The organism is Pseudomonas sp. NPDC089569, assembly GCF_050280625.1.
GTDB lineage: Bacteria > Pseudomonadota > Gammaproteobacteria > Pseudomonadales > Pseudomonadaceae > Aquipseudomonas.
In genome coordinates, this window is sequence record NZ_JBNNVQ010000010.1 from 86,994 (window position 1) to 98,728 (window position 11,735).

Genomic DNA, 11,735 nt, shown 5'->3' on the forward strand with positions numbered 1-11,735 from the left:
CCAAGGCTGACAATGCGACTGGCTTTCCCTACTGTGTTCTTCACCGCCATGGCCCTGCTGTGGGGCGCCACCGGTGTGAGCGCCGCCCCACAACATGCATTGACCGTATACGGCGAACCGGCCAAGTATCCGGCCGGCTTCAGTCACTTCGACTACACCAACCCACAGGCACCCAAGGGTGGCACGATGCGCCGCTCGGCGGTCGAAATCGGCTTTTTCGACCATGTTTCGCCGTACATCGACAAAGGCATCGGCGTCACGCAGATCGATGGCCTGCTCTATTCGCCCCTGGCCCAGCGTTCGCTGGACGAGCCCTACACGGTCTATGGGTTGGTCGCGCAGAAGATGGAACGTTCCGATGACGGCTTGTCCCTGCGCTTCTTCCTCAACCCCAAGGCGTGTTTTGCCGACGGCAAGCCCATCACCGCCGAAGACGTGCGTTATACCTTCGATCTGTTGATGACCCAGGGCAGCCTGCGTTATCGCACGCAATTCGCCGACGTCAAGGGTGTCGAAGTGGAGTCGCCCCTGACCGTGCGTTTCGACTTCAAAAACAACGAAAACCGTACCCTGCCACTGGATATCGCCACCCTGCCGGTGTTTCCCGAGCACTGGTGGAAAACCCGTGATTTCGCCGGAGGTGGCGGTTACGAACCACCGCTGGGCAGCGGTCCGTACAAGGTGGCCAAGGTCGATTCGGGACGCAGCATCACGTTCGAACGCAACGCCGACTGGTGGGGCAAGGACCTGCCGGTCAGCCGTGGCCTCTACAATTTCGACCATTTCAGCATCGAGTATTTCGGTGATACCGACGTTGCCCGCCAGATCCTGCGCGGCGGTGCCTACGACTACAACCGCGAGTTCTCCGCCACCGGCTACTCCATCGGCTATGAAGGCCCGGCGCTGAGCGACGGTCGCTTGCAAAAGGCTCACCTGGCGACCCAGGCACCGCAAGCGAGCCAGGGCTTTGTGTTCAATCTGCAAAAACCGATGTTCCAGGACCGCCGGGTGCGTCAGGCGCTTGCCATGCTGTGGGATTTCGAGTGGAGCAACCGGCAGATGATGCGCAATATGTACATCCGCCAACAAAGCTTCTTTTCCAATACTGAACTGGCGGCCCGGCAACTGCCGGATGCCGGTGAACTGGCCATTCTCGAGCCCTTGCGCGGGCAGGTCCCCGACGAAGTCTTCACCCAGGTCTTCCAGGCACCCAAGACCGATGGCAGCGGCCTGATCCGCGACAAACAGCTGCAGGCACTGGAGTTGCTCAAGCAAGCTGGCTGGACACCTGACGGCGATCAACTGGTCAACGCCGAGGGCGAGCCGCTGGCTTTCACGTTCCTGGTCAGCCAGAACGGCATGGATCGCCTGCTGTTGCCCTATAAACGCACCCTGAAGCAGATCGGCATCGACCTGAATATCCGCCGCATCGACGCGTCCCAGTACATCAACCGTCTGATGAGCCGTGATTACGACATGATCGTCACCGGCTACCCGGTCACCACCTCGCCGGGCGGCGAACTGTTCAACTATTTCGGCTCGGTCTCGGCCACCGATCCTGGCGCCAACAATTACATGGTGCTGAAGAACCCCGCAGTCGATACCCTGATCAACGGACTGGTGCGCGCCAACACCCAGGCCGATATGTTGCGCTATGCCCACGCACTGGATCGTGTGCTGCAATGGAACTACTACTGGATTCCCAACTATTACCCGCCGGGAACGTCCACCGTATGGTGGAACCGCTTCGGCATTCCCAATGTACAGGCCAGCAATGACGAAGCCATCGAGAGCTGGTGGGAGATGAGCACCACACCTCTGACCAACCAGCAAATGACCGCCGAACGCATCCGCCGCGGCAGACCCGGAGGACCGCATTGATGTGGGCTTACATCCTGCGGCGCCTGCTGCTGATCATTCCGACGCTGGTCATCATTCTTCTGGTCAATTTCGTCATCGTCCAGGCGGCTCCCGGCGGCCCGGTGGAGCAGGCCATCGCTCACTTGCAGGGTATTGGCGCAGCCAACGTCGGCGGTGGATCGGGCGAGTCCATGAGCGGCACCTCGCGGGCCAGCCGTGGCCTGGATCCGCAGTTGATCAAGGACATCGAAAAACAGTACGGCTTCGACAAGCCCGCCCATGAACGCCTGTGGCTGATGCTGACCAGTTACGCACGCCTGGACTTCGGCAAGAGCTTCTTTCGCGGCGCCACCGTCACCGAGCTGATCGTGCAGAAAATGCCGGTGACCATTTCCCTCGGCCTCTGGGCCACGTTGATCACCTACCTGGTGTCGATTCCCCTGGGCATCCGCAAGGCCGTGCATCATGGCAGCCATTTCGACATCTGGAGCAGTACCGCGATCATTATCGGCTATGCCATGCCGGCGTTCCTTTTTGCGATGTTCCTGATCGTGGTGTTCGCCGGCGGCACGTCGCTGAACTGGTTCCCGGTGCGCGGGCTGGTGTCGGACAACTTCGAGTCGCTGTCCACCCTGGGCAAGGTGGCCGATTACTTCTGGCACCTGGTGCTGCCGGTGACCGCACTGGTCATCGGCGGGTTCGCGACCCTGACCATCCTCACCAAAAACTCGTTCCTCAATGAAATCACCCGGCAGTATGTGGTCACCGCCCGCGCCAAGGGCCTGAGCGAGCGCCGGGTGTTGTATGGTCACGTCTTCCGCAACGCCATGTTGCTGGTGGTGTCGGGGATTCCCCAGGCCTTCATCAGCGTATTTTTTGCCGGTTCCCTGCTGATCGAAGTGATCTTTTCCCTCGACGGCCTGGGCCGCATGAGCTACGAGGCGGCAGTGTCCAGGGACTATCCGGTGGTGTTCGGTTCGCTGTTCATCTTCACCCTCTTCGGTCTCCTGATAAAGCTTGTGGGCGACCTGTGCTACACCCTGGTCGATCCACGCATCGATTTCGCCGCGAGGAATGCCTGATGTTCAAGCTTTCTCCGCTAGGTCGTCGTCGATTCGAACGTTTCAGGAAAAACCGTCGTGGCTGGTGGTCGTTGTGGCTGTTTATCGGCCTGTTCGTGCTGACGCTGGGCGGCGAATTGATCGCCAATGACAAGCCGTTGCTGGTCAGCTACCAAGGCTCGTTGTATTTCCCGGCCTTCAAGCGTTACACCGAGCAGGAATTTGGCGGGCAGCTGCCGTTCCAGGCCGATTACCGCAGTGATTATGTGCAGCAGTTGATCAAGAAAGACGGCGGCTGGCTGCTGTTCCCGCCGATCCCCTTCAGCGATGACACACCCAACTACGACCTGAACAAACCGGCCCCGAGTCCGCCCACGAATGTGAACTGGCTGGGTACCGACGACCAGGCGCGCGATGTGCTGGCACGGGTCATTTTCGGTGCCCGGGTATCGATCCTGTTCGCCTTGATGCTGACCTTCGTCAGCGCGCTGATCGGCATTGCCGCCGGCGCCTTGCAAGGCTACTACGGTGGCTGGGTCGACCTGCTGGGACAGCGGTTGCTGGAGGTATGGTCGGGACTGCCGGTGTTGTACCTGTTGATCATCCTGTCGGGGTTCGTCGAACCGAATTTCTGGTGGCTGCTGGGCATCATGGCGTTGTTTTCATGGTTGGCGCTGGTGGATGTGGTGCGCGCCGAATTCCTGCGCGGGCGCAATCTGGAATACGTCAAGGCCGCCCGCGCGCTGGGCCTGACCGACAGCAAAGTCATTGTGCGGCACATTCTGCCCAACGCCATGAACGCCACCTTGAGTTACCTGCCATTCATTCTGACCGGGGCCATTTCGACCCTCACGGCCCTGGATTTCCTGGGCTTCGGCATGCCTGCCGGCAGTGCGTCGCTGGGCGAACTGATCGGTCAGGGCAAGCAGAACCTGCAAGCCCCCTGGCTGGGGCTGACAGCGTTCTTCACCCTCGCCCTGATTCTGACTTTACTGGTGTTCATTGGCGAGGCGCTGCGCGATGCGTTTGACCCTCGGTCTTGATGCGGACTGTTTGACATGACCAACCTGATCGAAGTACGTGACCTCAGCGTGGCCTTCAGCGGCCAGACCGTCGTGCGCAACCTGTGCCTGGACATCCGCCCCGGCGAATGCCTGGCCCTGGTCGGCGAATCGGGCTCGGGCAAGTCGGTGACGGCCCACTCCATCCTGCAACTGCTGCCCGACTGCGGCACACAAACTACGGGCAGCATTCGCTATCGCGGCCAGGAGCTGGTGGGGGCCGACACCAAAAAATTGCGTGAACTGCGCGGCAACCGCATCGCCATGATTTTCCAGGAGCCGATGACCTCTCTCAACCCGTTGCACAGCATCGAAAAACAGATCGGCGAAACCCTGCTGGTGCACAAGGGCATGGCGGGCAAGGCCGCGCAGGCGCGGATTCTGGAGTTGCTGCATCTGGTGGGCATCCAGAAACCCAAGGAGCGGCTCAAGGCTTATCCCCATCAGTTGTCCGGCGGCCAGCGACAGCGGGTCATGATCGCCATGGCCCTGGCCTGTGAGCCCGAACTGCTGATCGCCGACGAGCCGACGACTGCACTGGACGTCACGGTGCAGCGCAAGATTCTGTTGCTGCTCAAATCGCTGCAGCAGCGCCTGGGCATGTCGCTGCTGCTGATCAGCCATGACCTGAACCTGGTACGCAGCATCGCCCAGCGCGTCTGTGTGATGAAGGCCGGCGAAATTGTCGAGCAGGCCAGCTGCGAAACCATCTTCACCGAGCCGAAGCATCCCTACAGCTGCGTCTTGCTCAACGCTGAACCGGAAGGCGAGGCACTGCCCCGGGACGAGCGGGAAAACGTACTGGAAGTCGATGATCTGCGGGTGCAGTTTGCCGTCGGCGGCGGGTTGTTCCAGCGCAAGACCTGGCTCAAGGCCGTGGACGGTATCAGCCTGAAGATACAGCGCGGCAAGACCCTGGGCATTGTCGGCGAGTCCGGCTCCGGCAAATCCACATTGGGTCAGGCGATCCTGCGCCTGCTCGACTCCGAGGGCGGCATTCGTTTCCAGGGTCAGGCGCTGGAGGGTCTGACGCAAAAGCAACTACGGCCATGGCGCAAGAAAATGCAGGTGGTGTTCCAGGACCCGTTCGGCAGCCTCAGCCCACGAATGTCCGTGGAGCAGATCATCTGCGAAGGCCTGGAGGTGCACAGCGAGTTGACCACCGAGCAATGCAATGCCGCGGTGATCCGCGCATTGCAGGAAGTCGGCCTCGATCCGCAAAGCCGTCATCGCTATCCCCATGAGTTCTCCGGCGGCCAACGACAACGCATCGCCATAGCCCGGGCGCTGGTGCTCAAGCCGGCGCTGATCCTGCTGGACGAACCGACCTCGGCGCTGGACCGTACCGTGCAGAAGCAAGTGGTCGCCCTGCTGCGCCAGCTACAGGAGAAACATGGCCTGACCTACCTGTTCATCAGCCATGACCTCTCGGTGGTGCGCGCCCTGGCCCATGACATGATCGTGATCAAGGATGGCAAGGTCGTGGAAAGCGGCGCCAGCCACGAGGTGTTCGAATCACCCCAGCACCCCTACACCAAGGAGCTGTTGGCGGCGGCGCATCTGGGGCAGGCATGATCCGGCGCCTGGCCTGGGACCGCGTCGCAACCATCGCGAGCAGGCTCGCTCCCACATTTGATCGATGTCCCCTGTGGGAGCGAGCCTGCTCGCGATGACGCCAGTCCAGACAACAAAAATTCAGGATCAATACCCATGAACACCACCGAAAGCCTCAAGGACTACCAGCGCGTACGCCTGCTGGCGATCCGTTCGCTGTTCGAAATCATCGAGCAGTCGAGCGAGGGCACGGTGATCGTCGACCGCGATGCCAACATCGTCTGGATGAACGAACGCTATGCCCGGCGCTTCGGCCTGCAATCGGCCGAAGGCGCCATCGGCAAGGCCTGTGAAAGTGTGATTCCCGGAAGCCTGCTGCGCGAAGTGGTGCGCACCGGCCGGCCGATCCTGCTCGACATGCAGGACACCCCCAAGGAACCGCTGGTGGTCATGCGCCTGCCGATTCACGATGATGCAGGCGAAGTGATCGGCGCCATCGGCTTCGCCCTGTTCGACGAGTTGCGCAGCCTGTCGCCGATGCTCAAGCGCTACATGAGCATGCAGGAAGAGCTGGCTTCCACACGCTCGCTGTTGCGCGCGCGGCAAACCAAATACAACTTCGCCCACTTCATCGGCACCAGCGCCGCCAGCCTGGAAGTCAAACGCCGTGCCCGTCGCAGTGCCAGCACGGATTCACCCGTTCTGTTGCTGGGTGAAACCGGCACCGGCAAGGAGTTGCTGGCACAGGCCATCCACAATGCCTCGCCACGTGCGCACAAGGCGTTTGTCAGCATCAACAGCGCGGCGATCCCCGAGTCGCTGCTGGAGGCCGAGTTCTTCGGCACGGCTCCCGGCGCCTTTACCGGCGCCGACCGCAAGGGCCGTGCCGGCAAATTGCAGATCGCCCAAGGCGGCACCCTGTTTCTCGATGAAATCGGCGACATGCCCTTACCGCTGCAAAGCAAACTGCTGCGGGTGCTGCAGGAAAAGGAGTTCGAACCGGTGGGCTCCAACGAGGTCATCCAGAGTGATGTGCGCGTGATCGCCGCGACCTCCACCGACCTGGAAGCCGCGATCAAACGAGGCGAGTTTCGCGCCGATCTGTACTACCGCCTCAACGTACTGCCGATTCATGTACCGCCACTACGGGATCGCCTGGACGACCTGCCCGCCCTCAGCGAAGCGATCCTGGAAGAACTGCGCAGCCAGCACGAACTCAACGGCCAGGCGTTGGCATTGTTGGGCGAGCACGCCTGGCCGGGCAATATTCGCGAGCTGCGCAACGTGCTGGAGCGTGCGGCGTTACTGAGCGATGACCTGCGGTTGTCGGCAACGGATATTCGCGCGGCCATCGGCACCTTCACCCCGGTGGCGCGCCCGGCGCCGCTGACGATCGAGCCGGTGGAGCACGAGACATTCAGTGCAGCGCGGGAGCGCTTCGACCGGCAACTGATCCAGAGCACCCTGGCGCAATGCGGGGGCAAGGTGATCGAGGCCGCCACGCGACTGGGGCTGGGCCGCTCGACGCTGTACAAGAAAATGGTGGCGCTGGGGATCGCCGAGTCTCCATAAGGAGACATCCATCTCCATTGGTAGAAAGACTATCGCGAGCAGGCTCGCTCCCACAGATACCACAGAACCTGTGGGAGCGAGCCTGCTCGCGATGAGGCCCTCACTGCCACAACAAGTCTCAAAATAGAGACAAAAGTCCCAAAACACATTCCTATATTTCTAATATCTCCTTACATTTCAATCACTTAAGTTCTTGGCACGAAACCCGCTATAGCCCTCTCCTGCCCAGTTTCATCTACAACAATAACAATCCCAGGAGACACACCATGAGTGTGATAATTGCCTTGGCAGCCCTCGCGCTGCTGATGCTCGCCGCCTACCGCGGCTACAGCGTTATCCTCTTTGCCCCGATTGCCGCCCTCGGCGCCGTCCTGTTGACCGATCCTTCTGCCGTTGCGCCCGCCTTCACCGGCGTGTTCATGGAGAAGATGGTCGGTTTCATCAAACTGTACTTCCCGGTGTTCCTGCTGGGCGCGGTGTTCGGCAAGCTGATCGAGTTGTCGGGTTTCTCGCGCTCCATCGTCGCCGCCGCCATCGGCCTGCTCGGCACCCGCCAGGCGATGCTGGTGATCGTGCTGGTGTGCGCCTTGCTCACCTATGGCGGCGTGTCGCTGTTCGTGGTGGTGTTCGCGGTCTACCCGTTTGCCGCCGAGATGTTCCGCCAAAGCAACATTCCCAAGCGCCTGATCCCGGCGACCATCGCCCTTGGCGCGTTCTCGTTCACCATGGATGCCCTGCCCGGCACCCCGCAGATCCAGAACATCATCCCCAGCACCTTTTTCAACACCACGGCGTGGGCGGCGCCATGGCTGGGGCTGATCGGGACGATTTTCGTGTTCTGCGCCGGCATGCTGTTTCTCCAGCGCCAGCGCAACAAGGCCCAGCGTGCCGGTGAAGGCTACGGCACCGAGCTGCGCAACGAACCGGAAACCGCCGCCGACCTCAAGCTGCCCAATCCCTGGATCGCCCTGTCGCCGCTGCTGGCCGTGGGCATCATGAACCTGCTGTTCACCCAGTGGATTCCCCAGTGGTATGGCAAGACGCACAGCCTGGCACTGCCGGGCATGGCCGCGCCGGTGACCACCGAGATTGCCAAGCTCACGGCGATCTGGGCGGTGCAGGCCGCTCTGCTGGTGGGCATCCTGATGGTATTGGCATTCGGCTTTCAGGCGATCCGCAGCAAGTTGGCCGAAGGCAGCAAAAGCGCGGTCAGCGGCGCATTGCTCGCGGCCATGAACACCGCCTCGGAATATGGCTTCGGTGCAGTGATCGCCTCGCTGCCAGGCTTCCTGGTGCTGGCGGACTGGCTCAAGAGCATTCCCAACCCATTGGTCAACGAAGCGATTACCGTGACCCTGCTGGCCGGTATCACCGGCTCCGCATCGGGCGGCATGAGCATCGCCCTGGCGGCGATGTCCGAGCAGTTCATCAGTGCCGCCCACGCCGCCAATATTCCGCTGGAAGTGCTGCACCGCGTGGCCTCGATGGCCAGCGGCGGCATGGACACCCTGCCGCACAACGGCGCGGTGATCACCTTGCTGGCGGTGACGGGCCTGACCCACCGCGAGGCTTACAAGGACATTTTCTGTATTACGCTGATCAAGACCCTGGCGGTTTTTGTGGTGATCGGTACTTTCTACGCCACTGGCATTGTGTGAGGTTTTCATGACGACTCTTTCGGGCAAGACCGCACTGGTCACCGGCTCCACCAGCGGCATCGGCCTTGGCATCGCCCTGAGCCTGGCCAAGGCCGGCGCCAACCTGATCCTCAACGGTTTCGGCGATGCATCGACGGTGATCGCCGAAGTTGCGCAGTTCGGCGGCAAAGTCGGCCACCACCCGGCCGACGTCAGTGATCCGGCGCAGATCGCCGACATGTTCGCCTACGCCGAACATGAATTCGGCGGCGTCGACATTCTGGTCAACAATGCCGGCATCCAGCATGTGGCGCCGGTGGACGAATTCCCGGTGGAGCGCTGGGATTCGATCATCGCCATCAATTTGTCCTCGGTCTTCCACAGCACTCGCCTGAGCTTGCCGGGCATGCGCGCCAAGGGCTGGGGCCGGGTGATCAACATCGCCTCGGTGCATGGCCTGGTGGGATCGACCGGCAAGGCCGCCTATGTGGCCGCCAAGCACGGGGTGATCGGCTTGACCAAGGTCGTCGCCCTGGAAACGGCCACCAGCAACGTCACCTGCAACGCCATTTGCCCCGGCTGGGTGCTGACACCTCTGGTGCAGAAGCAAATCGATGACCGCGCCGCGACCGGTATCGATCCGCAGCAGGCCCAACATGACCTGCTGGCCGAGAAACAGCCCTCGCTGGAATTCGTGACCCCGCCGCAATTGGGCGAACTGGTGCTGTTCCTGTGCAGCGAAGCGGGCAGCCAGGTGCGGGGGGCGGCGTGGAATGTCGATGGTGGGTGGCTGGCACAATAATCAACGCGCTTTAATCCTGTAGGAGCGAGCACGCTCGCGATGGGTGTCAGAACACCGCGGGGTGTCAGGCTGCCAGCGTTATCGTTGACGACCATCGCGAGCGTGCTCGCTCCTACAGGGGATCGCCGTGTGAACAAACAAAAAGAGGCAAATCATGTCCGAAATATTGTGGCAACCCAGCGCCGAGCGCATTGGCAAGACCCGCATGGAGGCCTTTCGGCGCTTCGTCAGCAAGCGACACCACCTGCACCTCGATGACTACCCTGCCCTGCATCAATGGTCCATCGATCAGCGCGGGGACTTCTGGCAGGCCATCGTCGATTTCTTCGATATCCGCTTCCATGAGCAACCCGACGCGGTGTTGCTCGAAGGCGCGCAAATGCCCAGCGCCCAGTGGTTTCCCGGTGCGACCCTGAACTTTGCCGAACACCTGCTGCGCCGTCGCGACGACGCGATTGCCGTCATCGCCGTGGCTGAAAACGGCCAGCGCGAACACCTGACCTGGGCGGAACTGGCCGAACATGTCGCCGGCTTCCAGAATGGCTTGATCGCCGCCGGTGTCGTTTACGGCGACCGGGTGGCCGCCTGCATGCCCAATACCTGGCAAACCCTGGTGGCCATGCTCGCCACCACCAGTCTCGGCGCGATCTGGTCCTGCTCCTCGCCGGACTTCGGCACCCAGGGTGTGATCGACCGTTTCGGCCAGATCGAACCCAAGGTGCTGATCACCTGCGCCGGCTACCAATACGCCAGTAAAACCATCGAGCAGACCGTCAAGATCAATGAAATCCTCGAACGCCTGCCGTCCCTGCGACAATTGGTGATCGTGCCGTACGCCTGCCCTCAAGCGCGCATCGAGGACTACCAAACCTCGGCCAACGTGACGCTTTGGGACGATTTCTATTTTGTCGGCGGCGAGCCGGACTTCGTGGCCGTGCCCTTCGCCCATCCGCTGTACATCCTCTATTCCAGCGGCACCACCGGCGTGCCCAAATGCATCATCCACAGCACGGGCGGCGTGCTGCTGCAACACGTCAAGGAACACGGCCTGCATTGCGACCTCGGCCCCGGCGAGCGCTTGTTCTACTACACCACCTGCGGCTGGATGATGTGGAACTGGCTCGTTTCGGCGCTGGCGGTGGGCAGCGCCGTGGTGCTGTACGACGGCTCGCCGTTCCATCCGGGTCCCGAACGCTTGATCGACCTGATCGACGATGAGCGCATCAGCGTGTTCGGCACCAGCCCCAAATTTCTCGCAACGCTGGAAAGCAGCGGTCTCAAACCCATGCACAGCCATGACCTGAGCAGCCTGAAAACGCTGCTTTGCACAGGTTCAGCGCTGTCGCCACAGAGTTATGACTACGTCTACCGTGACCTCAAGGTCGACGTCTGCCTGGCCTCGATGTCCGGTGGCACCGATATCGTTTCGTGCTTTATCAACGGCAACCCGCTGCAGCCGGTACGTCGCGGCGAAATGCAGGGCAAGAGCCTGGGCATGGCCGTGGAGGTGTGGAACGACAACGGCCAACCCGTGATTGGCGAAAAAGGTGAACTGGTGTGTACCCGCCACTTCCCGGCGATGCCGATCGGCCTGTGGCACGACCCTGACGGCGAAAAACTGCGGGCCTCGTATTTCAGCCAGTTTCCCGGTGTCTGGGCACAGGGCGATTACGCCGAGCAGCGCCCCCATGGCGCCATGTTGATCCACGGACGATCCGACGCCGTGCTCAATCCGGGCGGCGTGCGCATCGGCACGGCGGAAATTTATCGGCAAGTGGAGAAGGTCTCGCAAGTACTCGACTGCGTGGCCATCGGTCAGCAGTGGCAGGAAGACGTGCGCGTGGTGCTGTTCGTTCGCTTGCGCGAAGGCGTGGAACTGGATGACGCGTTGCAGCAGCAGATCCGCCAGGTCATTCGCGCCAACACCACACCGCGCCATGTGCCGGCAAGGATCGTCGCAGTGACCGATATCCCGCGGACCATCAGCGGCAAGATCGTCGAGTTGGCCGTGCGCAATGTGGTGCATGGGCAGGCCGTGAAGAATACCGATGCACTGGCCAATCCCGAGGCACTGGAGCAGTTTCGCAACCGCCCTGAACTTCAGGTTTGAATCGCCCTCCCCTGTAGGAGCGAGCAAGCTCGCGATGGACGACAGAACACCGCGGGGCGTCAGGCCACCAGTGTTATC

Annotated in this window: 8 protein-coding genes; all 8 read left to right on the forward strand. The window is 61.6% G+C overall.

Going from position 1 to position 11,735, the window contains the following annotated elements:
• The first annotated feature begins 12 nt into the window (after positions 1–12).
• Entirely contained in the window at positions 13–1,881 is a 1,869-nt protein-coding gene (locus ACQKP2_RS07515) for an extracellular solute-binding protein (protein ID WP_427575626.1), read from the forward strand.
• Positions 1,881–2,942, forward strand: a complete 1,062-nt coding sequence (locus ACQKP2_RS07520) for a microcin C ABC transporter permease YejB (protein WP_427575628.1) — start codon at positions 1,881–1,883, stop codon at positions 2,940–2,942. The genes ACQKP2_RS07515 and ACQKP2_RS07520 overlap by 1 nt, the downstream gene beginning before the upstream one ends.
• On the forward strand, positions 2,942–3,964 hold the full coding sequence (locus ACQKP2_RS07525; protein WP_427575629.1) for an ABC transporter permease: 1,023 nt from the start codon (positions 2,942–2,944) through the stop codon (positions 3,962–3,964). Before ACQKP2_RS07520 ends, ACQKP2_RS07525 begins: the two co-directional genes overlap by 1 nt.
• A 15-nt stretch (positions 3,965–3,979) precedes the next feature.
• The gene (locus tag ACQKP2_RS07530; RefSeq protein ID WP_427575631.1) at positions 3,980–5,557 is read left to right on the forward strand and encodes an ABC transporter ATP-binding protein; all 1,578 of its coding nucleotides are present in this window, start codon (positions 3,980–3,982) and stop codon (positions 5,555–5,557) included.
• Between the two features lie 135 nt (positions 5,558–5,692).
• Entirely contained in the window at positions 5,693–7,108 is a 1,416-nt protein-coding gene (locus ACQKP2_RS07535; protein WP_427575632.1) for a sigma-54 interaction domain-containing protein, read from the forward strand.
• Positions 7,109–7,374: 266 nt separating this feature from the next.
• Positions 7,375–8,766 carry a GntP family permease gene (locus ACQKP2_RS07540; protein ID WP_427575633.1) on the forward strand — a complete coding sequence of 464 codons (1,392 nt, stop codon included), beginning with the start codon at positions 7,375–7,377 and terminating at the stop codon, positions 8,764–8,766.
• Between the two features lie 7 nt (positions 8,767–8,773).
• On the forward strand, positions 8,774–9,547 hold the full coding sequence (gene hbdH, locus ACQKP2_RS07545) for a 3-hydroxybutyrate dehydrogenase (protein ID WP_427575634.1): 774 nt from the start codon (positions 8,774–8,776) through the stop codon (positions 9,545–9,547).
• Positions 9,548–9,701: 154 nt separating this feature from the next.
• A complete protein-coding gene (locus ACQKP2_RS07550) occupies positions 9,702–11,657 on the forward strand; it encodes an acetoacetate--CoA ligase (protein ID WP_427575635.1) in 1,956 nt (651 codons plus the stop codon).
• Positions 11,658–11,735: the final 78 nt, after the last annotated feature.

Excerpts from the sequence above, each read along its gene's own strand:
- hbdH (WP_427575634.1), top strand. The coding sequence starts at position 8,774 with ATGACGACTCTTTCGGGCAAGACCGCACTGGTCACCGGCTCCACCAGC.
- ACQKP2_RS07530 (WP_427575631.1), top strand. The coding sequence starts at position 3,980 with ATGACCAACCTGATCGAAGTACGTGACCTCAGCGTGGCCTTCAGCGGC.
- ACQKP2_RS07520 (WP_427575628.1), top strand. The coding sequence starts at position 1,881 with ATGTGGGCTTACATCCTGCGGCGCCTGCTGCTGATCATTCCGACGCTG.
- ACQKP2_RS07550 (WP_427575635.1), top strand. The coding sequence starts at position 9,702 with ATGTCCGAAATATTGTGGCAACCCAGCGCCGAGCGCATTGGCAAGACC.
- ACQKP2_RS07540 (WP_427575633.1), top strand. The coding sequence starts at position 7,375 with ATGAGTGTGATAATTGCCTTGGCAGCCCTCGCGCTGCTGATGCTCGCC.
- ACQKP2_RS07525 (WP_427575629.1), top strand. The coding sequence starts at position 2,942 with ATGTTCAAGCTTTCTCCGCTAGGTCGTCGTCGATTCGAACGTTTCAGG.
- ACQKP2_RS07515 (WP_427575626.1), top strand. The coding sequence starts at position 13 with ATGCGACTGGCTTTCCCTACTGTGTTCTTCACCGCCATGGCCCTGCTG.
- ACQKP2_RS07535 (WP_427575632.1), top strand. The coding sequence starts at position 5,693 with ATGAACACCACCGAAAGCCTCAAGGACTACCAGCGCGTACGCCTGCTG.